Here is a 22,997-nt window from a genome sequence, read left to right as displayed (position 1 = left end):
CTTGCTGCATTTGATTCTTGCTGCCCTCTTGTCATGATCAGTCTGCCTTCCCCTCACGTGTACTTGAAATATAGCAGGAAAACCCTCGTATGAGGCTTTTTCACCGAATGAATGACTTCCTTTTTTGCGCTAAGACCATATGCTCCTTTCCCCTCTGGTATGTACATCTTTCTAAGTACGTTCCCATTATAAGAAGTACAAACAAAAATGTATTTACAAATCGGTGAACTACCCTCCACACACGCTTTGCTTAGAGGTGGGGGCTTCTAAGGTTGTCGTACCTAACAGTACGAAATTTACTTAGCTATCGAGCCTGTTCCATGCTCTGTATATCTTTCTGGATTACGCCAACATTCGAAATCCTTCGTTTTTGATGTTGATTGAACAGCTTTGCTTCTCATTGATTTGCAGGTTGGACCACTTTGGGGAACGTATAAGGCAGAGCAAACCTTTGCGGTGATTCAAACCTTAGTCATAAAAGCGAAAGAAGAGCACATTCCGATTTTCTACATCCAACACGAAGGAATGCCCGGAGATATGATGGCAAACGGCTCGATGTTCTGGCAGTTTGCCCAGGGGATCTCGCCACGTACAGGGATGTCGTCATTGCGAAGCAGGCAACGGACGCTTTCTATCAAACTCCACTGAAAGAAGAATGGAAGAAACGGGGAATTACCCATCTGGTTATCGCGGGCGCGAGAACCGAGTATTGCGTGGATACCACTTGTCGCAGCGCGATTTCAAACAGCGGCTAAAGAGGGCTGCTGTTTTTGGTTTAGGCGCTTGAATGAAAATCATCCCGACATAAAGTTTGACGCAGCCGAGACAAAAACGTTTCCTCCAAATGATTGGATTTTTCCCTTTACGAATGAGACAAATTTCTTATATGATTATACCTAGATATTCGATGCATCGAAATTCCATGCAAAGGGAGGCTATTATGAAAATCAACAAGGAGCTGATGAAGGGCAGCACAGTCATCCTCATTCTGACCCTTCTCGAACGAAAACCGATGTACGGCTACGAGATGAGCAAGGAAATGGAAAAAAGCTCGAACGGCATCCTTTCTCTGAAGGAAGGGACCCTGTACCCTATCCTCCACACGTTGGAATCAGAAGGACTTGTCGAATCCTACTGGAGCGGCGGCGAAGGCGAGCGGAAGCGGAAATACTATCGGATCACCAGGGAAGGAAAAGCCCGGCTGCATGAAAAGAAACAGGAGTGGGTCACGTTCCGCACCGCTGTCGATCAGGTGCTTGGGGAGGGACGGGCATGACGCCAAACGACAAGATTCAAGCGTACATACGGCAGGTCTGCTCACAGATTAGAAGCAAGGATGTGCATGCCGCCGTGACGCTGGAGCTGGAAGGCCACATTGCTGACAAGGTAGACGAATTGATGAAATCCGGCTTCACGGAAGCCGAGGCGGTTGAACGAGCCCTGACGGAATTGGGTGATCCTGTTACAGTGGGAAAACAGCTGCATCAGGCGCACAAGCCCCGGATGGAGTGGAGTGTTGTAGGGATGGTGACAGTGCTGATTGGGGTCGGCCTGCTCGTGTTACTGTCCCTGGTGGCGAGCAATCCTGATGATGCCTGGTTCTTCTTAAAAAGACAGCTTGTCTTTATTTTTCTTGGAATTGTTGCATTTGTCGCCCTGCTGCTTACCAATTACAGCAAAATCAAATCTTATTCCTTACCCCTGTATTTTGGTTCTCTCCTCGCGGTTGCCTATTCTTTTCTTTGGGGAGAGACTCTAAACGGGAAGCCATACCTGAATATCGGCATACTGGTTGATATGATCAGGCTCAGTCCGTTTTTACTGATCATTTCGCTTGCGGGAATTTTGTCAGACTGGAACTGGGAAAGGAAAACCTCTTTGTTTCTGGTTTTGGGCTTGTACCTTGTTCCCTTGCTGTTTTATGCCAAAGCGCCAGACTGGTTTGCCGGCCTTCTTTTTACTGTCGGTTTTTTCGTTTTGCTTTTCCGCTCGCCAGCAAGCAGGCGTCAAGCTTGCATCAGCACAGGAGCTGTCTTGATCGGGGCCGTAGCATTACTCCTTTTGACGATGAAGCGCTATCAGCTAGACCGCTTTTTGTTCTGGTTAAACCCGTATGAAGACCCTATGGGAAGAGGATATGCGCTCATTCAGTCTCTGGAGGCAATCCGCTCCGCAGGCATATGGGGAAATGGATTCGGTACCCAGCTTGAGGGGTTGGGTTATACCGCAGCACTGGGGTCCGATTTCGTTTTTGTTTATCTGGTGTACGCCTTCGGGTTGGCCGCAGGGGTCGGCGTCCTCTTGATCGGCATGCTCTTGCTGATGCGGCTGTTTCGCGCAGCCAAGCAAACCAGGGAACGTTACGGAGCTCTCTTAATGAGTGGGCTGATGGCCCTGTTTTTTACCGAATATTTTTGGGGGATTTTGATGGCCTTCGGGTGGGTCCCATTGTTTTCCGCACCCATACCGCTGATCAGCTACGGCGGCTTGCACTTCATCAGTCACATGGCGATACTGGGTCTGGTCCTTGGGGTTTACCGCCGAAAGGACATGAGGCAGCCGCTCTCCTCTTAAAGCTCTTGCAGAGAATACTTTGGCTTTAACAAGTAAAAACCTGCCCCCTTTTATGACAAAAGAAGTGCAGGTTTTTACTTGTTTCTCGCGTTTTACTGGTTTTGCGGAAAACAGGCTGCTTCAGCGTTACGCCGGCGCCACAGCCAGCATGCGCTCCAGCGAAGCGCGTGCTTTGTCCGCTACATCCTCCGGCACGTAAATCTCCGGCTTCATGTTTTCCAGCGCTTCCACGCATTTTTTCAGGTTGTTGACCTTCATGTTCGGGCAGACCAGATACTTGGAGGCAAAGATAAACGTCTTGTCCGGGCTGTCCTTCTCCAGCATGTAGCGCGTGCCGTCCTCCGTGCCGATGATGAACTCCTTGCGGGAGGATTCGCGGCAGTATTTGAGAATGCCAGTCGTGGAGCCGACGTAATCCGCCAAGGCCACGACCTCCGGGCGGCACTCGGGGTGGACGACGACAAGCGCATTCGGATGCCGGGCTTTCAAAGACATGATGTCCTGGACGGAAAGCTGGTCGTGCGTATTGCAGTACCCTTCCCAGATGATCATCTTCTTGTCGGTAAACTGGGAAACGTAGTGACCCAGGTTTTTGTCCGGCACCCAGATGATCTCGTCGGAATCGATCGACTCGATGACCCGTTTCGCGTTGGAGGACGTACAGCAAATATATGTTTCCGCTTTCACATCGGCGGACGTGTTGATGTACGCGACCACCTTTGCATGCGGATGCTGCGCTTTCAGCTTGCGCAAGCCTTCCACGTTGACCATGTCGGCCATCGGACAGCCGGCGCGTTCATCCGGGATGATAACGGTCTTTTGGGGATTGAGAATTTTTGCACTTTCCCCCATAAAGTGGACGCCGCAAAACAGGATGACGTCCGCGTCGGTTTCCTTGGCTTTTTGCGCCAAACCGAATGAATCTCCAATATAGTCAGCCACTTCCTGAATCTCCGGCCGCTGATAAAAATGGGCCAGGATGATGGCATTGCGTTCTTTTTTCAATTGCATCAGCCGTTCGCGCAACTCAGCGTTTCGCTGGGCCTTTTTTTCTAACGCCAAGGCTTCCATGAATATATCCCCCTACGTAGGTGTCATAATTTAGGGCCATTGTAATCCCAACCCACTTGCTTGTCAATGTATAGTCGCTGGGGAGGCTGCTGCTTTTACCCACCCGTCAGCACGCACTCGCGAATAAAGCGGGCGACCCCGTCTTCGTCGTGATGCGGAGCGATGAAACGGGCCAGCTCCTTAATCGCCAGACTGGCATTTTCCATGACGACCGGGAACCCTGCTCTGGACAAAGCTTCCCTGTCGTTCTCCGCATCCCCGAACGCCATGACCTGCTCGGGCGCAAATCCCCATTTCCGGCAAAAATAGGTAAGCCCCTCCCATTTGGAGACGCCCTCTGGGATCACCTCCACGTTGTGCTTCCCCGAAGATGTGATGTCAGCCTGATCGCTCCAACGCTCCAGCTGCTTGCGGACCGGGATGAGCGCTTCCGGGACGGGATGCCAGACAAACAGCTTGACGATTTTTGACTCGCCGGAAGCAACCCGCTGCATCATGTCCGCCAGAGGAACGACCCGTGACCACTCGTAAAAGGAAAAGCGGCGCAGCGCGACTCCTTCGACCGAGGCATCCTCTTCGATCAATGTTTCGATACGCTCCCTGTCTTCCTGAACCATCCAACGATTGCTCTCGGTGTCGTGCAGCTCGTAGTAGATTGGCTCCTGCCTTATTGTATGCACAGCTTGTTGGATCATTTCCAGGGGCAAAGCCGTATGCTGCACTAATGACCCGTCTGCCTCATGAACCGCCGCTCCATTGCTGCACACATACCCGTCAAACGCAAACCCGCCAATCGGCAGCTGGGCGGAAGCATAGGTGCGCCCCGTCGACAGCACCAGCTTGCAGCCTCTGGCTTGCAGCAGCCGGCACGCTTCCTTGGTTGCTTCTGTCATCTGTGACTGTTCATTCAGCAGGGTTCCATCCATATCAAACGCTGCCAGACGAAGCTTGGAAAACAAGGCGATCTCCTCCTTCGATGAAAAGAAAAGCGCAGGCACTTACATCCTGCACTTTATTTCCAAATCACTATGAATTCTTCCACCTACAATGTACCCCATTCACCAAGGTTATTCAATACAGGGACGAACATTCCGGCTGAACATCGAAAGTCCGCTATGCCAGATGGCAAGCCACCTGGTGATCGGTGTCCGTCAGGCGTAAAACGGGCGCTTCTTCCCTACACCGGGCAGCCGCCAATGGACATCTCGTATGGAATTTGCAGCCTGTCGGCGGATTCGCAGGACTGGGAATGTCTCCGCGCAGAACGATCCGCTCCCGTTTGAGCCGCGGATCGGGGATGGGCACCGCCGACAACAGCGCCCTTGTGTACGGATGCAGAGGACGCGCAAACAGTTCGTCCCGCGGCGCAATTTCCACCAGGGAGCCCAGATACATCACGCCGATGCGGGAGCAGAGATGCTCCACCACACTCAAATCATGCGAGATGAACAGGTACGTAAGCTCTTTTTTCTCCTGCAGGTCGTTAAACAAATTGATAATTTGCGCCTGTATGGAGACGTCCAGCGCAGAAACCGGCTCATCGGCCACGATAAACTCCGGCTGCAGGATGATGGAGCGGGCAATGCCGATCCGCTGCCGCTGGCCGCCCGAAAATTCATGCGGAAACCGGTCGATGTGATACGGGGCCAGACCGCAGAGAGCGAGTACCTCCAACACTTTCTCCCGTACCTCCGACTTGTCGGCAAGCCCGTGATCCATCAGCGCCTCCCCGATGGCATCCCCTACCCGAAGCCGGGGATTGAGCGAGCTGTACGGGTCCTGAAAAATGAATTGCATGCTGGGTCGAAGCCGACGAAGCTCTTGCTTGCCTGCAGCATGCAGATCGACTCCCTTGAACCTGATCTCTCCAGCCGTTTTGTCGGTGAGGCGCAAAATCGTGCGTCCGGTCGTGCTTTTGCCGCTCCCCGACTCCCCGACAAGGCCAAAGGCTTCCCCCTTCCGGATGGCAAAGCTGACGTCATCGACTGCCTTGACGTGCCCGATGGTTCTGCCAAAAATGCCTCCCGTGATCGGGTAATACTTTTTCAACTGCTTTACTTCCACCAGTGCCTCACTCACGGCCGCTCTCCTCCTCGTATAACCAGCACGCCACCTCGTGCCCATCGGCGATTCGCTTCCATTCCGGCTGCTTCTTTTGGCAAATCGCCATGCAGCTTTCGCAGCGGTCGTTGAAGTAGCAGGAATCGGCCAGATCAATCAGATTCGGCACTTGGCCCGGGATCGCGTTCAACCGTTTTTTCCGCTGGCCGATCACCGGCTTTGCTTGCAAAAGCCCACGGGTATACGGATGCCGGGGATTGCTGAACAGCTCCAGCACAGGCCCCTCTTCAATCACCTTGCCCGCGTACATGACAACCACATAGTCGGCCATTTCGGCAACGACGCCGAGATCATGGGTGATGAGCAAAATCGCCGTGTTGTACTTTTCCTTGATCTCGCGCAAAAGATCGAGAATTTGCGCCTGAATCGTGACGTCCAAAGCCGTCGTCGGTTCGTCGGCGATCAGCAGTCTCGGATTGCAGCTGATCGCGATGGCGATCATGATCCGCTGCAGCATGCCGCCGCTCAGCTGATGGGGGTACGCGTTCATGATCTCCTCGGGACGGGGGATGCCTACCAGCGAAATCAGTTCAATCGCTTTCGCCCTGGCTTCCTTTTTGGAGAGAAGAAGATGCTCCCACAGAGGCTCCATGATCTGTTCGCCTATGGTCAAGACCGGATTGAGCGACGACATCGGCTCCTGGAAAATCATCGCGATGTCATTGCCGCGCAGCTGCTGCTTCTCCAGGGGGCTAAGCTGCAACAGATCAACGCCGTCGAACCGGATGTCTCCCCCAACCACTTTTCCTTGCGGCTCCGCTACAAGCCCGAGTACAGACATGGCCGTTACGCTTTTTCCGCAGCCCGATTCCCCGACGATGCAGACCGTCTCTCCCTCTCTCACACGGAGACTGATGTCATTTACGGCTTTGACGACTCCCTCCTGGGTAAAGAAATGCGTTTCCAGATGATCGATTGTAAGCAAAGCCTTTGTCATAACCGTCTCTCCTACCTCTTCATTTTCGGGTCCAGCGCATCCCGGAGGCCGTCGCCGAGGAGGTTGATCGAAATCACCGTGGCAAATATGGCGAAGCCGGGAGGAATCCACAGCCACGGCCGTTTTTGAAAATCGATCAACGTATTCGCGGCATCGATCATATTGCCCCACGTGGGCGTCGGTGGGACGACCCCCAAACCGAGGTAGCTGAGTATGGACTCGCTCAGTATCGCTCCTCCCACCCGCAGCGTAGCCACCACGATCAGGATCGGGACCGTATTGGGCAGCAGGTGAAAAAACAGCTTGCGGTGATCCCGCAGCCCGAGAGACTCGGTGGCCTGCATGAACTCTCGTTCGCGCAGGCTCAGAATCTGGCTTCGCACCAATCTCGCCAGCTCTGGCCAACCGATCAGGCTGAGCATCAGCATGACGATGTAGATCCGGTAATCAGTGGGCACTTTCCATTCGGATAAAATTGCCCCGATGATAAACAGCAGCGGAAGCCCCGGAATCGTCATCAGGATGTCCGCAAAGCGCATCACGATTTGATCGACAACCCCTCGGTAATAGCCAGCCACGACTCCCAAAACCGAGCCGATGAAGACAGACAGCACCATCGCAGCCAGCCCCACCGTCAGCGAGATGCGGCCAGCCTGCATCAGGCGTGTCAATATGTCCCGCCCCAGATTGTCCGTACCGAGCCAATGGACCAGACTGGGGGGCTTGTTGATCATCACCGTATTGACTTTCCCCGATGCGTAGGGCGAAAAAAACGGGCCGATGAAGCAGAACAAAAACATCATGACCAGAAACACCAGCCCGCACATGGCGACCTTGTTCTTTTTCAGCTTGGCAAACGTATCTCTCCAGAGCGAAGACCTCCGGGCACCGGCCCGTGCGCCCGCCAGTCCCGCTGTCTCCGTGACGATGGATGACAATATCGATTCCTCCTATTTCAATCTCACTCGCGGATCAGCCACGCCGTACAAAAGGTCGGCAAGCAGATTGCTTGCGACAGTCAAAATGGCCAAAAACATCGTGAATCCCATCAACAGCGGGTAGTCGCGCAAGCTGAACGCCTGCATGTACAGCTGTCCCACTCCCGGCCAGTTGAAAATCTTCTCCGTGATGATCGCGCCGCCGAACAAGGCCGGAAGCTCAAAGCCAAGCAGCGTGATCGCGGGGAGCAGCGCATTTCGCAAGGCGTGCTTGTAGACGACTGTTTTTTCCTTCAAGCCTTTGGCTCTGGCTGTCCGGATAAAATCCTGCCGGATGATTTCCAGCATGTTTGTTCGGAAATAGCGGGTCAGGGAGCCGACCCCGAGCATTGTGAGAACAAGCACCGGCAAAAACATATGGTCGATGACCTCCCATATATGTGCCAGACCGGTAGTGTTGCTGCCGGTAGTAATCATCCCCCCGGGCGGAAACCAGCCGAGGTCCACCGCAAAAAACTTGATGATCAACAGTCCGGCGAAAAACGAGGGAAACGACATCGCGGCAAATGCCCCGATCGTCACCACGGAGTCAAACAGAGAGTACTGCCTGGTCGCCGATATGACCCCGATGACAATCGCGATCAGCCAGGTAAACAAGGTCGAGGCAGACGCGATCAAAAAGGAATTCCAGATGTACTGACCGAGTAGCGAGGTGACCGGCTGCTGATATTGAAGGGAATATCCGAAATCGCCCCGAACGGCATTGCCGAGCCAGACGAAATACCGCTCCACGACCGGTTTATCCAGACCGTACAGCTGTTTTAGCTCGGCTTTTCGCTCGTCGGTCAGCTTCGGATTGTTATCGACAAAATCCCCAGGCGTCAGGGCATACAAGCCGAAAATCAAGACCGATGCCCCAAACAGAGTCAAGATCATGTAAAGCAGTCTGCGGATGATATAGGCTTTCATCTTGCGCCTCCCAAGGAATATGCCCAGCCCGGAGGCTGAGCATCTTCATTCGATCTATTGAATGGGTTCAATCTTCAGATCGGGCAAGTTGCCGGAAATTCCGGTATATCCGTTGGGGCCGAATCCCGACACCCTCGCGTTGTGGGCGGTAAGCAGCTTCCGATAGGTCAGGAAAATGTACGGCGGGTCGTCGCCCAGTTCGTTGTACAGCTCTTTGTATATTTCTTTCCGCTTCTCAATATCGAGCGTGCTGATCCCCTTTTCCAGCAATTCGTCCACCTTTGGATTGGAGTATCCGTTCGTTCCGGTAAAGCTGCCCGAACGGTTCGAGCCGAACTGAATCACGCCGTCGGACGGATCGGTCAGCATCGTCGTGGAGAAGGATGCGAGATCATGGTCGCCTTTCGCCGTACGCGCCAGCAATGCGTTGTAGTCCATCAGCTCCGCTTCCAGCTGTACGCCCAATTCCTTGTAGTTCTCTTTGGCGATCGGGATGAGCACATCGCTCAGCGGGCCTTTTGTCGTCAAGTAGTACAGCTTCAGCTTCTGGCCGTCCTTCTCGCGGATGCCGCCAGCCCCCGCCTTCCAGCCTGCCTCGTCCAGCAAGGCCTTCGCTTTCTCCAGATCGTAGCGATACGGATTGACTTCCTCCGTATAGGCCCAGGAGACAGGCGAGACCGGAACGTTGGCTACCTGTCCGTAGCCTTGGTAAGCCGTGTCGACGATCTTTTGCCGATCGAGACCGTAGATCAGCGCTTGTCTCACCCGCTTATCCTTGAAGTACGGCTTGCTGTGGTTGAATTTGATGTAGCTGTAGGCCGTGGATGTGTACACGTTGATGTTCGCGTAGCCCAGGCTCTTCAGCAGCTCCAGATTGTCCTCGTTGGCAGTAAAGGAGTTGTAGTCGGTCTCTCCTGTCTGGAAAAACTGCAGGGCGTCTCCCTCCGTCGTCTTGTAAATGAAGTGCTCGACCGCGGGCTTGCCGGCATAGTAATGCTCGTTTGCCAAATAGCGAACCTCCTGGCCGGTGATGTACTTCTCCAGCTTGTACGGGCCGGCTCCAAGCGGCTTTGCGTGCAGCGTCCGCAGATACTCCAGGTTGCCCGGCGTATACCCCTTGCCGTAGTAGGCTTTGGACAGCACCGGTCCGCCGAGGATGAGCAGGGAGCGGGCATTCACTTTCTCGGTCGTGATCTGGATGGTCTGCGGGTCGATGACTGTAATGCCCTCGATCGTATCTGCTTTCCCTTCCTTGTAAGCCTGGCCGCCTTTGATTTTCGTTTCAAAGATGTCCTCGTCTCCGTCGTACGCCTTGTCGTGGAGAATCGTCAGGGTAAAGGCGACGTCTTGGGCTGTCAGCGGCGATCCGTCGCTGAATTTCAGGTTGGGCCGCAAGTGGAATGTGTACGTCAGCTGATCGTCCGAGATGTCCCATTTTTCCGCCAAGCGGGGAATCGGTTTGCCGTTTTTGTCGACGCTCACCAGCGGAGCGAAAATGGCGGAACTAACGTTTCCGTCATAGCCGTTTTTGTAAAAGTACGGATTGAATACCCCACCCGGCTCCGTAAGCGTAGCCACAACCGTGTCCGTCCGCTTTTTTGCCGCTTCCGGCGATTTTGATTTATCCGTCGCAGGAATGAACGAATCCGGAATGCTTTGAACATCTCTCGTCTCTTGCGGTGCAGCAGGCGTCTGATTGTCGCTTGCGCTCTCCTGTGTTGAGCAGCCGGAGACGGATACTGCTCCGAACAGGATGAGCAGCAACGCGCTAATCAATCCTTTTTTCATTCTTGCATCCCCCTCAAAAGGTCATGATTGGAAAAAGAAACATCTGGGAATGATTATATACACATAATTCCGATGTGTAAAGTATGTTTTGTGGGGATTAAAAAAGCCGTTTTCATTCCGGGCACAAATAGAAAACGGCTTTTTGGTAAAACAGGCATCATTTTCTTTACACTACACGTATAGACAGCCGGGAAATAGGGACTGGAAGAAGTATCAACTCCCATAATAAAGGATGATCCACGTCACGAATGACGGAAGCCCTGCCAATAAAACATAGATTGCCCATCGTTGCTCCAGTTTTCTTTCTTTTCTCATTGCCTCGTTGTTATCATCAACTACAAAATCCCTTTTCACATCTGGTGTCGCTAAATTAATTCTATCTACTCCCAATGTTGATCCCAGCATAAGAAGTGCAAGAACGATCAATCCAAAGCCAGCATATCCTGATAACCTTATCCATACACCAATCAGATCTCCCTGATAAAGAGCGTACCCGAAAAATAACAAGACAAGAACAATCCCGATTGATAAAGATTTAATCAAGTAAGACCCCTCTTATTAACCAAATTAGAAAACGAACACCAATTTTATGACAATATTGGTGTTCGCCTTACTTTTTAAGAGCTAATTGGTCTGATAATTATCCAATTTTAACGTCCAAGTTTCAGTTCCCAATTTTAGCGTTGCCTTTGTGTTGACGCCAATTGTACTAGCCCAGTCAGAAACTGGCTTCCAGTGTTTAGGGGCATCGTATGAGAAAGAATTTGATGATGGGTATAAAGATCCACTTTCTTGGATCACAGACCCTCCGTGTGTTCCATCATCACGCAAAGCTCCTCCTGAAGCGCCGTATCTCACTTCTCTGCTTGTTATCGACTATCCCAATCTTCATCAGAAGTTGACCCTAAAATGGATATTGATTTATTAGTACTTCTTTAGGTATACCATAGAAGTAATAAGTTACGTAGCTCTCTTTCTGTTCACTTGTAGCAATATTTCTTTCGGTTTTTAAACGTTGTGTCGTATGATAAACTTTCAAATCTTTCTCAACACCCCCATCAGTCTGCAACTTAGCCTCAGCACTTGGAGTACTATTATAATCTGTGATATTATTTTTCGCCCTTATAAACAATGTACTCAAATCATTAATTTCTTCCGCTTGAAAAGTCACTTCATATGAAGTTTTTGATTCTTTCGCTACAACTCCACTGACCAGAGATGTTAAGAGGATCGCTGAGATAACACTGCTAATAATCTTTCTCACCCTAAATACCTTCCATAAATTGTATTTGTGTACAATAATAAAATATTGAGATGAATTTGTATTAATTTCGACTGTCTCACTTTTATACGCTAATTCCAAATAAAATACGGTGATCTCTCCTTGGTAGCACCCAGAAGCGATCACCGTATTCAAACTCGACTTGATCAACCTATAATCATTTTATTGTTTCTTCTCGTCCTGCTCGGACCCACTGTTCGGCGTTTCCGCAGTGTTTTCCGTGTTGTTTTCCGCTTTGTCGTCTGCGTTGCTTTCCGCCGTGCCTTCAGCGGTTTCATCGGTTTCCTTCTTGGCTTCCGCCGCTTCGCTGATGGTCGGCTCGTCTTTCTTCGTCTGGATATTCACAACCACATCTTTGTTTTCGAGCGGATGCGGATCCAGCTTTCCGTTCTCGATCAATTGCTTGATCTGATCGGCGTCGAGCGTTTCGACCTCAAGCAGCGTGGTAGCCACCAGCTCCAGCTTGTCACGATGCTTCGTGAGCAGCTCTTTACACTTGTCGTAGCACTCGTTAATGATGCTTTGCATCTCCTGGTCGATCTCGTACGCGATCTGTTCGGAGTAGTTGCGCTCATGGCCAATGTCCCGGCCCAGGAACACTTGCCCCTGGTTGCGGCCAAACTGCATCGGCCCCAGTCGGCTCATTCCGTACTCCGTAATCATGCTGCGGGCAATCGCCGTCGCCCGCTGGAAGTCGTTGTGGGCCCCGGTACTGATATCGCCCAATACGAGCTCTTCCGCCACGCGTCCACCCAAGAGACCGGTAATCTTGTCGAGCAAGTCGGTCTTGGTTGCAAAGAAACGGTCTTCCTTCGGCAGCATCACTGTGTATCCACCAGCCTGGCCGCGCGGAATGATGGTTACCTTATGTACCATTTCTGCATTTCTCAGGTAGTACCCGATAATTGTATGGCCCGCTTCGTGATAGGCCACGAGACGTCTTTCGTCCTCGCTCACCACGCGGGATTTTTTCGCCGGACCGGCGATGACGCGGTCGATGGCTTCATCGACTTCGGTCATGTTGATTTGCTTCTTGTTTCTCCGTGCAGTCAGAAGGGCTGCCTCATTCAGCAGGTTCTCCAGATCGGCACCGGTGAAGCCTGACGTGCCACGCGCAATGACATCCAGCTTCACGTCTTCGCCAAGCGGCTTGTTGCGGGCATGGACCTTCAGGACAGCTTCGCGGCCCTTGATGTCCGGGCGATCTACCGTAATTTGACGGTCAAAACGCCCTGGACGCAGAAGCGCAGGGTCCAGAATGTCCGGACGGTTTGTGGCAGCGACGATGATAATCCCTTCGTTTCCGCCGAAGCCATCCATTTCGACAAGCAGCTGGTTCAGCGTTTGCTCGCGTTCGTCATGACCGCCGCCAAGACCTGCTCCACGCTGACGGCCGACTGCGTCAATCTCGTCGATAAAGATAATGCAAGGCGCGTTTTTCTTTGCGTTTTCAAACAGATCGCGCACGCGGGACGCACCCACCCCGACAAACATCTCCACAAAGTCGGAACCGGAGATGCTGAAGAACGGCACACCCGCTTCACCCGCAACAGCGCGGGCCAGAAGGGTTTTACCGGTTCCGGGAGGGCCGACGAGCAGGACGCCTTTTGGAATGCGCGCGCCAACTGCGTCGAACTTACGCGGGTCTTTGAGGAATTCGACGACTTCCTCCAGCTCCGCCTTTTCTTCGTCTGCTCCTGCAACATCGTTAAATGTAACGCGCTTTTTCTCTTCGTTGTATAGCTTCGCGCGGCTCTTCCCGAAGTTCATCACACGGCTGCCGCCGCCTTGAGCCTGGTTTAACAGGAAGAAGAACAGGATAAAGATGATGATGAAAGGAATGATCGATGTCAGGAAAGTCAGCCAAATGCTGTTGCCTTCCTGTGGAGCGACCTCAACCCTTTTCACTTTTTGCTCATCGATCTTCGCGTTAACCAGCTTGATGATATCCGAATCGTAAAGCGGTACATTTGTTACAAACTTGGTTTCCTGTCCCGGATTTACCGCTTTCAGGACACCGTCTACCCGATAGGTTCCGCCCTCGGGACGAAGCGTAAGCTCGGAGACGTTGTCGGTTAGCAGCTGTACCCGGAATTCCTGATATGTAAGTTTCCCAACCTTATCAGAACCGGAGAGGATAAAATTCACGATCCCGACCGTGACAAGAAAGATTAGTAGGTAGAACCCGGTATTACGAAAAAAGCGATTCATTCCTTACCTCCTCTCACGAACAGACACTTTTCACATTTTACCATACGGAGTCAGTTCTTCACAACAAAGCTAGTTCGTGTAAACTTCCGGTTTTAGTACGCCAATAAATGGCAGGTTTCGATACTTTTCGGCAAAGTCAAGCCCGTAGCCGACGACGAATTCGTCGGGAATCGTAAATCCGCTGTAATCCGGCGAGATGCTGACCTTGCGGCGCTCCGGCTTGTTCAGCAGCGTCACGACTTTGACGGAAGCCGCCTGACGGTGGCGCAAAAGCTCCATCAGCCTGCTCAAAGTCAAACCGCTGTCCATGATATCCTCGACGACGAGGACGTGGCGACCTTCGCAAGAAGTGTCAAGGTCCTTCAGGATTTTCACCATGCCGGAGGACTCGGTGCCGCTTCCGTAGCTGGATACGGCCATAAAGTCCATTTCGCAGGGAATGTCCATATGGCGAAGCAGGTCCGCCATAAATACGACAGCGCCCTTCAAAACGCAGATGACCAACGGGTTTTTGTCCCGGTATTCTTCGCTCAGGATCGCGCCCAGTTCTTTTACCTTGCCTGCAATTTGTTCTTCGGTGAGCAAAATCTCCTTGATGTCTTGGTTCACATTAAAACCTCCCGCCACTCTTCTCCAAACTCCACTTCCACATACAATACCCGCTTGGTCCGTTCGCTTACAGGCGCAATGGCGGATCGGCGGATGCCCGGAACCCAGACCACCTCGTCGCCCGCAGTCAAAAGCGGCAGTCTGTCCCTCCACTTCTGCGGCACCTTGGCGTCGATCAGCAGCTCCTTCAGCTTTTTGCTTCCCGCCGCTCCCCATAGAGGCATGCGGTCCCCTTGCTTTCGGTTGCGAACACATAAAGGCCCTGGGAGGCGATCGGCATCAAAAACCGCCGCGTGATCGGGAATTCGTTCCCAATCGATGGGGCCGTCACGATAAAACGTATGTACCGCTGCTCCACTTTCTGTAATGACTGTCGTTCCCGGAACAGCAAGCTGGTAGCAGAAAATCGGACTATGTCGTTTCTGGCCATCCGTCTGAAAGCGAACCCTGCCATACATCCGGGCCGCTGTTATGCCCCCGGGCAAATCCAGCTCCGCAGACGGACGATTTCCCTCTATCATGCGCAAAACGGCCTCCACATGTTGCGAAGACCATTCGATTTGGCTTGAGAGATAACTTAATATTAGAGTAATCATTCTCCTTTGTAAAGCAACGTCACAACTTTGAAACTTGTCGGCGTCGATTGTCACATCGCCGTTTTTTTGCTTGATGACAACCGCTTTTAACCGGTCTTCGCTAAGCTTTTGAAGGCAGGCCTCATCCTCCCGGACGGCAGCAGCCAGGGAAAGGATATGCTCGCTGTAGCGCTCGTTTACCTGCTCCAGCAGCGGCATGATGTCAAGCCTGATCAGATTGCGGGCGTACTTGCGGGAGCGGTTGCTGCTGTCTTCGCGAGGGGATAGCCCGTTTTCCCGGCAGTAGCGCTCCAACTCAGCCCTCCTGAGATGCAGAAGCGGCCGGATGAGCTCGACTGAGCCGTCAACCAGCCAGCGCCGGACAGGCATCCCGGCCAGCCCGGAGAGGCGGGTCCCCCTCAACAGCCTAAACAGGACGGTCTCCACCTGATCGTCGGCGTGGTGAGCTACGGCTACCTTGGCGGCGCCTGTACGAAGGGCTATCTGCTTGTAGAGTTCGTAGCGCACAGCGCGGCTCGCTTCCTGGGCACCAGCGCCGGTCTGCTTCATGACGTCGGGAATGCTCCGCTCGAACAAGTGAAAAGTCACCCCGAGAAAGCGGCAAAGCTCCTCGGCGTAGTCGGCGTCCCTGCGCGCTTCCTCTCCGCGAAAGCCGTGATTCAGGTGTACGGCGTGCAATTTCCAGCCGTACTGATAGTGTGAATTGAGAGCCCATAAGATATGCAGAAGCGCAGTAGAGTCGTTTCCGCCAGAAATCCCCACCACGATCGTCTCGCCCCGCTCCGCGAGCTTGCTATTTTCAATGTTATTGCGCACGCTTTCTAGCATGGCGCGCTCCCCTCCAGATGGTAAACAAAGAAATTCCCAGGATCAGACCGGACGCGATCGCGCCCGCCACCATCGCTGTTTGCATGGCCAGCGTCATTCCCTCCATATATTGCCCATTTACAAAGGCAAGCATCGCTTTGTAAGCGAGAGACCCCGGTACCAGAGGAATAATGCCGGCGACGCTGAAATTGGTGGAGGGAACCCTCAGCCAGACCGACAGCACTTGACTCAATATGGAAACCGTTGTCGCGGCGGCAAATGTACATAAAATAACCTCGGCGCCAAAGTACGGCAAAAGGGAGAAGACCAGCCATCCGGTCAAACCGGCAAATCCGCATGCCAGCAAAGTTCGCACCGGGACGTTGAACAATAGTCCCCACGCCATGGAAGACAAAAGACTGAGGCCCAATCCTTTCAACAATACCATTCGTCAAACTCACCTCACGAACCACAGGGTAATAGCCGTCGCTACCGCAACGGAAAGTGCTGTCAAAAGGGCTTCGGCCCCGCGCGAGACTCCGGCGACCAAATCTCCGGCCATCAGGTCCCTGAGCGAGTTGGTGATAGCGATCCCCGGGAAGAGAGGGAGCATGGCACCGATGATCAGAATGCTGAGGTGCAGCTCGGAAAACAATGTAGCGCAGAGGAGCGCAAACAATCCGCCCAGCAAAGCTGACACAAATTCTGTAAAAAATTTGATCCGTAGGAACGTTTCAAAAAATTGCAGGCTGAGGTTGACGGTTAAGCCTGCCAAAGCGGATGGAATCAGGTCAAGCCAGGAACCGCCCGCGAGCATAGCAAAAGAGCCGCTGGCAATGCCAGCCGCCGTGTGCAGCAGCCATTTGGGGTAAACCGGCTTTCCCTGATCGATTTGCTGAAACAGGTTGTAGGCTTCATAGATCGTGATGCTGCCGGAGACAAACCGGCGCGAAACGTCGTTGGCCAAGGTGACTTTATTTAAATTGATCGTCCGGCTGGGCGTTCGGATCATACGCGTATGATCCTGGCCGTTCGCGCGAAAAGACAAGATGATGCTGGTCGGGGTCGCGGAGCTGTTGACCGAATCCATGCCTGCCGCTTTTGCAATCCACGACATCGTCTCTTCCGTACGGTATGTTTCCCCGCCGTTCTTCAGCATAATTCCGCCTGCCAAGAGGCAGGTATCCATAACAAGATCTGGGGACACCTATTGTCACACCCCTCACATCATCCATGCGTAGTACAATGTTCCGGCCAAAAGCAGCATGGACGCGACAAACAGACCGCCTATCCAGATGCCCGATGAACCGGAGCCCGACGCCTTCTTTTTCTTTCCGGCAGTCGCACGCCCTTGTACGATGGCCAGCATATCGCTTTTCATTTCTTCCGCTCCCGCATACTGGCCGTGAAAGGCCTTGATGAGCGGAATCCGATACGGGTAAAGGCTGTCGTTGTTCCGTATTATATCACAGAGCAGACTGGTTTGACGCGGCTGTGTTCGAGAACTCTTCCAAACTTCCGGGACGCTCGCCAGACGGACCGTCATGACCGCGAGAGAGAAAAGGTCGTAGGCCGCCTCGGCACGTCTGTCGCCCGCATGCCAGGCAGCCCGGTCATAGTCCTCGGTGAACTGTCTTACCGCGCTTCCCTTTTTCGTGACACCGCCAAAATCGATCAGCCGCACCTGGCTGTCGGCACGGGTCACGATCACGTTTTCCGGCTTCAAATCGCCGAAAACCCAGCCCCTGCTGTGCAGAACAGCGAGTCTGGCCAAAAGCTGGATCATCAAAACCGGCACCCAGTCCGTCCCCGCACGCTGAACGAACTGATCCAGCTGCTCGCCGTCAAGGTATTCCATCGCGTAAAAGGTACATGCCCGCCCGTCAATGACCAGATCATCCACGTCACAGAGGAGCGGAGCGACGCTAACCTGCGCCTCCCGCCCCTGCTGAACGCTTTTCAGCGCATGGACTTCCATGAGAATATCCATGCCTTCGGCTCCTACTTTCACAGCCCGCCGGATTCCGTCCTGAGTCGCCAGATAGACAGCCCCATTGGCGCCACGCCCGAGCTCCCGCAGGACATGATACGCCTTGTTGTTCCACTTTCCGCGAAACTGTGGGGGCAGCTTGGGAATAGAGCGATTAAAAGACATGGTCTCTCAAACTGCCTTGACCGTCGTCTTCGAGCTCGTTATGCCCGTAACGTTCGCGCAGGCCGGTTGGGAGCTTGACGTGCTCAAACAGCGCAATGGCCTCGATAATCGCCGGTCCGGTCGGCGTAATGCCGCTCATCGTCAGACCGGAAGTCAGCTGATGCGCCTGATCGACTTCCTCTGTCCACGGGATGCGGACATCGAGGTGATTTTGTTTCCCAGGAAATGAACAAACAGCCATTCGGCTTTGTCCGCTTCGCGAGCGAAGGCTGATGCTGAAGTCGTGGATCGCCTGCTGTACAGCTGCAAGCTTCGGCTTCATACTCCCGGAGGAGTCGACAAGCATGACTACATCGAGCCGGCTTCGTTCGCCCAGCTCGTCTACCATCCCAGCTACCTGGACACGTTTTTCGGGAACCAAGCCCTCTATGGCTGAATCGCCCAAAATCTCTTTCAATTCTTTGCTTACGACCTGGTGAATCGTCCGCGTCATCGCCTGTCGGGTCAGCATCTGCACGGTTTGGGCCAATTGCTGCGGATACACGATGTCGTACAAGCCGCCGCCCGCTTCGGCCATGTCGCGAATTTCCCTTTCTCCCTGTTCGCCCATCTCGCCTTTTTCAATCACGCCGATGACGTTTACTGTGATCCCCTGCTCTCTGGCCAGGGTCGCAGCCGCAACCGGGCTCATGCCGGAGTTGGAGCAGCCGTCCGTCACCACCAATATTTGCCGTAAGGTTGCTTCTTTCACTAGTCATCTCCCCATTCTGTCTTGCCTGTATTGGTAACCAGTATCGACAGCGCAAAGGGGAAACATACCAGAAGGATTGCCGGAGACTTGATGAAAGCCCTCCTGCAATCCTTCTCCAGTACACATGCTACAGCTTGCTTATCACATTTTCCTTTATATACGCTCTGATGTCTTCCCCAGACTCCAGCGTAAGCACCTGCTCGGCGACAGCTTCCATCTCAGTCGCATCCAACTGCTTTAGCAGATGGCGGGTCCTCAGGATGGACGTCGCGCTCATGCTGAATTCGTCCAGGCCCAGCCCAAGCAGGATCGGCACCGCCAGCTCTTCCCCGGCCATTTCTCCGCACATGCCGACCCATTTTCCCCCTTGATGGGCCGCCCTGACCACTTGCCGGATCAGTCTCAATACTGCGGGATGAAAGGGGTCATACAGGTAGGAGACCTGCTCGTTCATCCGATCGGCGGCCATCGTGTACTGGATCAGATCGTTCGTGCCGATACTGAAAAAGTCCACTTCCCTGGCCAACTGGTCGGCGATCATCGCTGCCGCCGGGACTTCGATCATGATTCCAACCTCGAGGTTTTCGTTAAACGGGATTTGGCTGCTGCGCAAATCCGTTTTCACTTCCTCCAGCAGTTGGTTTGCCCTGCGCAGCTCCCGCAGTGTCGCAATCATCGGGTACATGATTTTGATGCCCCCGTACGCGCTCGCTCTGAGCAAGGCACGCAGCTGTGTCCGGAACAGCTCGGGATGGTCCAGGCAAAGGCGGATGGCGCGATAGCCGAGAAACGGGTTCAACTCCTTTGGCATCTCCAAATAGGAAAGCTCCTTGTCCCCGCCAATATCCAGCGTCCTGATCACGACTGGCCTGTCGCCCATCGCCTCTGCAGCGGCCTTGTAAGCCTCAAACTGCTCTTCCTCTGTCGGGAACCGGTCTTTTCCCATGTACAAAAACTCGGTTCGGAACAGCCCGATCGCCTCGGCTCCGTTTTCAAGCGCCTGCACGGCATCCTGCGGGTTGCCGATGTTGGCAGCCAGCTCCACCCGCTTGCCGTCTTTGGTTACGGTCGCTTCTTTTGCCAGCCGGCTCCAAACCTCTTTTTGCTCCGCATAGGCCTTCTGCTTTTGTTCATACGTGCGGATCACCATCTCGTCCGGCTGTATGAACACCTTTCCTTCCAGACCGTCCACGATGACTGTATCCCCAGTCTGAACCTGCTCTGTGATCCCAGACAGCCCGACTACCGCCGGAATTTCCATCGTGCGGGCCATGATCGCCGAGTGAGACGTGCGGCCCCCGATATTCGTCAAAAACCCTTTCACCTTCTCCCGATCAAGCTGCGCCGTATCGGATGGAGTCAAATCATGAACAACGAGAACAATAGGGCCGCTCAGACCCGTATCCAGCTGTTCCGCGATCCCGAGCAGCTTTCGCAGCACGCGCCGGCTTACATCGCGCAGATCGGCTGCCCGCTCCCGCATATACTCGTTCTCCATACTTTCGAACAACACGACAAAGCTGTCTCGCACCTCTTCTACTGCCGCTTCCGCATTTACCCCTTCGGTCGCTATCTTCGTTTCAATCGCGCCGATGAAGTCAGGGTCCTGCAAAAACAGCTGGTGAGCCTCGAAAATGGCCGCTTCTTTTTCTCCGATGCCGTGACGGGTTTTTTCCTTGATCAGCTCCAGTTCCTGATGAGCATCCTTGATACTGCGTTGAAACCGCTCGACTTCCGCAGCCCTCTGTCCTTCATCGACGGTCCGGCGTTCATAGCGGATTTCTTCGCTGCCTTTGACCACCGCACGTCCGATGACGATGCCCGGAGCTGCCGCAATGCCTTGGATAACCATGTGATCGCCCCTTACTTATTCATGGACCGCTTCGAGCAAGCCTCCCAGCTCTTCCATCGCCTGTTGTTCCCCTTCGCCGTTGATTTCCAGTGTAATTTCATCGCCTTTTGCCGCACCGAGCGTCATCAGGCCCATAATGCTTTTTCCGTTTACTTTTTTCGTGCCTTTGATCACATTGATCTCGCACGCGTAAGCTGTCGCCTTTTGAACGAACAGGGACGCAGGGCGCGCATGCAGCCCGGTCGGATTTTTCATAATGAAAGATTTCGTCAACATGATGATTCCACTCCTTGTACGGTTATTTGACTGCTTCCTTTTTCAGCAGATTGACCATCAGCGCGGTGACGATCGTACCCGCCACAATCGAGACCACGTACATCCCGGCGTTGCCGATGACCGGGAGAACGAATATGCCCCCGTGGGGTGCAGGCAGCGTGCATCCAAAGAACATCGACAGCCCGCCGGCCACCGCCGAACCAAGCATCGTCGAAGGAATGACGCGGGTCGGGTCTGCAGCCGCAAACGGGATGGCTCCCTCGGTGATGAAGGATGCCCCCAAAACGTATGCCGTTTTCCCCGCCTGCCGTTCCTCGGCGGTAAATTTTTTCTTAAACAGCATCGTCGCCAACGCCAATCCGAGAGGCGGTGTCATCCCTGCGGCCATGATCGCCGCATGCGGACCGAAGTTTCCTTCGGCAATCATCGCAATCCCGAACGTAAACGCCGCTTTGTTGAACGGTCCGCCCATATCGAAGGCCATCATCGCTCCGAGGATAACCCCGAGGATGACCGCATTTCCTTGATTCATGTTTTTCAGCCAGTCGCTAAGCCCCGCGTTCACTGCCGCCAAAGGCTCAGAGATGACGAAGACCATGACCAGGCCCGTCAGCAATATGCCGAGCAGCGGGTAAATCAGCATCGGCTTTAGCCCTTCCAGGGACTGAGGCAGTCTTGCAAACAGCTTTTTCAAGCCAAGCACGATGTACCCTGCGAGAAATCCGGCGATGAGGCCGCCGAGAAATCCGGCGCCGCTCGCGGCCGCCAGCATCCCGCCCACCATACCCGGCGCAAAGCCCGGCCGGTCGGCGATGCTTTGGGCGATAAATCCGGCCAGCACGGGAATCATCAGCGCAAACGCTGTCCCGCTGCCGATGTCCATCAACGCTTTGGCAAACGGATGGAAGCTCGGATCTTTCGGATCAAATGCCTTGATGCCAAACATGAAGCTCAGCGCAATGATAATGCCGCCGCCCACGACAAACGGCAGCATATTGGATACGCCATTCATCAGGTGCTTGTAAAAGGCGAATTGCTTCGCTCCCTTTTCGTCAGCAGCCTCAGCTGCCTCGCTCTTCTGCCTGCTGCCCTCGTACGTCTTCCCTTCCTGATCGACCGCCCGGCTCAGCAAGGCTTCCGGTTGGCGAATCCCTTCGGCGACCGGCACTTCAATGACTACTTTCCCGGCGAACCGTTCCATCTCGACCTGCTTGTCGGCCGCGACGATGACGGCAGCGGCGTCCCGGATATCCTCTGGGGTCAGCTTGTTTTTGACGCCTCCCGAGCCGTTCGTCTCCACTTTGATGACGATGCCCATTTCCCCGGCTTTCTTCTTCAGCGCGTCGGCAGCCATGTACGTATGCGCGATCCCGGTCGGGCAGGCGGTCACTGCGACCACTTTTGGCTGCCCTGGTTTGGAGCTGCCAGCCTCGCCGGCAGAGACCGCATCTGCGGAAGCCGCCGATCCGGCCGGATTCGACGCTGCGCTTTCCAGCGCTTCGCCCTCGCCGCCTTGCATCGCGGTCTGATTGTCCGTCGCTTCAGCTGCGGTTGTCTCCCCCGACTGTTCTTCCTGCTCGCTTTTGATCTCCCGCTCCTTGGCGGAGATGATCTCCAGCACTTCTTCCTTTGTTCCGGCTGCCCTCAGCCGCTCGCGGAAGGCTTCGTCCATCAGCATCTGGGAGAGCAGCGCCAGCGTTTCCAGATGGGCCCGATTGGCATCTTCCGTTGCCGCGATCATGAAGAACAGATGCGCTTTTGTTCCATCCAGCGAATCAAAGTCGATGCCTTGTTTGGAAAAGCCAAACGCGATGCTTGGCCTCTTTACCGCCGCTGTCTTTGCATGCGGTATGGCAATTCCCTCGCCGATACCGGTAGAGCCAAGCGCTTCGCGGGCGAGAATGGCTGCTTTCATCCCGTCCCTGCTGTTCAACCGGCCTGCCTCATCCAGCTTGGCGATCAGCTCGTCCAGCGCCGCTTCCTTGGTCGAAGCTTCAAGGGCGAGGATAATGGTATCTTCTTTCAGCAAATCCCCGATGCGAATCTGATCCGACATATTT

At 53.9% G+C, this 22,997-nt stretch carries 22 protein-coding genes; 3 read left to right on the top strand and 19 right to left on the bottom strand.

The features are described 5' to 3' along the window. The first annotated feature begins 560 nt into the window (after positions 1 to 560). From Q3F21_RS27440 to Q3F21_RS12980, 3 genes are all read left to right on the top strand, one after another. Positions 561 to 755 carry an isochorismatase family protein gene (locus Q3F21_RS27440; protein ID WP_425341255.1) on the top strand — a complete coding sequence of 65 codons (195 nt, stop codon included), beginning with the start codon at positions 561 to 563 and terminating at the stop codon, positions 753 to 755. A 185-nt stretch (positions 756 to 940) separates the two neighbouring features. Beyond that, entirely contained in the window at positions 941 to 1,276 is a 336-nt protein-coding gene (locus Q3F21_RS12985) for a PadR family transcriptional regulator (protein ID WP_340253178.1), read from the top strand. Then, positions 1,273 to 2,574, top strand: a complete 1,302-nt coding sequence (locus Q3F21_RS12980) for an FtsW/RodA/SpoVE family cell cycle protein (protein ID WP_340253177.1) — start codon at positions 1,273 to 1,275, stop codon at positions 2,572 to 2,574. The genes Q3F21_RS12985 and Q3F21_RS12980 overlap by 4 nt, the downstream gene beginning before the upstream one ends. Positions 2,575 to 2,700: 126 nt before the next feature. Here Q3F21_RS12980 and nadA read toward each other — a convergent pair whose 3' ends face one another. The 19 genes from nadA to Q3F21_RS12885 all read right to left on the bottom strand — a co-directional run bounded on the left by nadA (position 2,701) and on the right by Q3F21_RS12885 (position 22,993). Beyond that, entirely contained in the window at positions 2,701 to 3,645 is a 945-nt protein-coding gene (nadA, locus tag Q3F21_RS12975) for a quinolinate synthase NadA (RefSeq protein WP_340253175.1), read from the bottom strand. A gap of 95 nt (positions 3,646 to 3,740) precedes the next feature. Further along, complete coding sequence (locus Q3F21_RS12970) at positions 3,741 to 4,604, bottom strand: HAD family hydrolase (RefSeq protein WP_340253173.1); 864 nt, start codon at positions 4,602 to 4,604, stop codon at positions 3,741 to 3,743. Between the two features lie 154 nt (positions 4,605 to 4,758). Continuing rightward, positions 4,759 to 5,724 (bottom strand): oligopeptide/dipeptide ABC transporter ATP-binding protein, encoded by a 966-nt coding sequence (locus Q3F21_RS12965; protein WP_340253170.1) that lies wholly within the window; start codon positions 5,722 to 5,724, stop codon positions 4,759 to 4,761. Then, entirely contained in the window at positions 5,717 to 6,703 is a 987-nt protein-coding gene (locus tag Q3F21_RS12960; RefSeq protein WP_340253167.1) for an oligopeptide/dipeptide ABC transporter ATP-binding protein, read from the bottom strand. The genes Q3F21_RS12965 and Q3F21_RS12960 overlap by 8 nt, the downstream gene beginning before the upstream one ends. 11 nt (positions 6,704 to 6,714) lie before the next feature. Continuing rightward, a complete protein-coding gene (opp4C, locus tag Q3F21_RS12955) occupies positions 6,715 to 7,641 on the bottom strand; it encodes an oligopeptide ABC transporter permease (RefSeq protein ID WP_340253164.1) in 927 nt (308 codons plus the stop codon). 12 nt (positions 7,642 to 7,653) lie between these two features. Further along, complete coding sequence (locus tag Q3F21_RS12950; protein ID WP_340253161.1) at positions 7,654 to 8,610, bottom strand: ABC transporter permease; 957 nt, start codon at positions 8,608 to 8,610, stop codon at positions 7,654 to 7,656. A 54-nt stretch (positions 8,611 to 8,664) separates the two neighbouring features. Then, complete coding sequence (locus Q3F21_RS12945; RefSeq protein ID WP_340253158.1) at positions 8,665 to 10,398, bottom strand: ABC transporter substrate-binding protein; 1,734 nt, start codon at positions 10,396 to 10,398, stop codon at positions 8,665 to 8,667. 213 nt (positions 10,399 to 10,611) lie between these two features. Further along, the gene (locus Q3F21_RS12940; protein ID WP_340253155.1) at positions 10,612 to 10,941 is read right to left on the bottom strand and encodes a hypothetical protein; all 330 of its coding nucleotides are present in this window, start codon (positions 10,939 to 10,941) and stop codon (positions 10,612 to 10,614) included. A gap of 361 nt (positions 10,942 to 11,302) precedes the next feature. Next, a complete protein-coding gene (locus Q3F21_RS12935) occupies positions 11,303 to 11,662 on the bottom strand; it encodes a hypothetical protein (protein ID WP_340253152.1) in 360 nt (119 codons plus the stop codon). Between the two features lie 180 nt (positions 11,663 to 11,842). Next, positions 11,843 to 13,891 carry an ATP-dependent zinc metalloprotease FtsH gene (ftsH, locus tag Q3F21_RS12930; protein WP_340253149.1) on the bottom strand — a complete coding sequence of 683 codons (2,049 nt, stop codon included), beginning with the start codon at positions 13,889 to 13,891 and terminating at the stop codon, positions 11,843 to 11,845. A 69-nt stretch (positions 13,892 to 13,960) separates the two neighbouring features. Further along, complete coding sequence (hpt, locus tag Q3F21_RS12925) at positions 13,961 to 14,500, bottom strand: hypoxanthine phosphoribosyltransferase (RefSeq protein WP_340253146.1); 540 nt, start codon at positions 14,498 to 14,500, stop codon at positions 13,961 to 13,963. Then, positions 14,497 to 15,924 carry a tRNA lysidine(34) synthetase TilS gene (tilS, locus tag Q3F21_RS12920; RefSeq protein WP_340253144.1) on the bottom strand — a complete coding sequence of 476 codons (1,428 nt, stop codon included), beginning with the start codon at positions 15,922 to 15,924 and terminating at the stop codon, positions 14,497 to 14,499. Before tilS ends, hpt begins: the two co-directional genes overlap by 4 nt. Beyond that, on the bottom strand, positions 15,902 to 16,351 hold the full coding sequence (locus tag Q3F21_RS12915; protein WP_340253141.1) for a threonine/serine exporter family protein: 450 nt from the start codon (positions 16,349 to 16,351) through the stop codon (positions 15,902 to 15,904). The genes tilS and Q3F21_RS12915 overlap by 23 nt, the downstream gene beginning before the upstream one ends. Before the next feature lie 9 nt (positions 16,352 to 16,360). Beyond that, on the bottom strand, positions 16,361 to 17,110 hold the full coding sequence (locus tag Q3F21_RS12910; RefSeq protein WP_340253139.1) for a threonine/serine exporter family protein: 750 nt from the start codon (positions 17,108 to 17,110) through the stop codon (positions 16,361 to 16,363). Positions 17,111 to 17,125: 15 nt separating this feature from the next. Further along, on the bottom strand, positions 17,126 to 18,058 hold the full coding sequence (locus Q3F21_RS12905) for a serine/threonine protein kinase (protein ID WP_340253136.1): 933 nt from the start codon (positions 18,056 to 18,058) through the stop codon (positions 17,126 to 17,128). Further along, a complete protein-coding gene (locus Q3F21_RS12900) occupies positions 18,048 to 18,809 on the bottom strand; it encodes a VWA domain-containing protein (RefSeq protein WP_340253133.1) in 762 nt (253 codons plus the stop codon). The genes Q3F21_RS12905 and Q3F21_RS12900 overlap by 11 nt, the downstream gene beginning before the upstream one ends. A 127-nt stretch (positions 18,810 to 18,936) precedes the next feature. Beyond that, complete coding sequence (ptsP, locus tag Q3F21_RS12895; protein WP_340253131.1) at positions 18,937 to 20,661, bottom strand: phosphoenolpyruvate--protein phosphotransferase; 1,725 nt, start codon at positions 20,659 to 20,661, stop codon at positions 18,937 to 18,939. 15 nt (positions 20,662 to 20,676) lie between these two features. After that, positions 20,677 to 20,937 carry an HPr family phosphocarrier protein gene (locus tag Q3F21_RS12890; protein WP_340253128.1) on the bottom strand — a complete coding sequence of 87 codons (261 nt, stop codon included), beginning with the start codon at positions 20,935 to 20,937 and terminating at the stop codon, positions 20,677 to 20,679. Between the two features lie 22 nt (positions 20,938 to 20,959). Further along, entirely contained in the window at positions 20,960 to 22,993 is a 2,034-nt protein-coding gene (locus Q3F21_RS12885; RefSeq protein WP_340253126.1) for a fructose-specific PTS transporter subunit EIIC, read from the bottom strand. Positions 22,994 to 22,997 lie beyond the last annotated feature (4 nt).

Source organism: Brevibacillus borstelensis (assembly GCF_037834415.1).
Lineage (GTDB): Bacteria > Bacillota > Bacilli > Brevibacillales > Brevibacillaceae > Brevibacillus > Brevibacillus borstelensis_A.
This window is presented reverse-complemented; position numbering and strand designations above follow the sequence as displayed.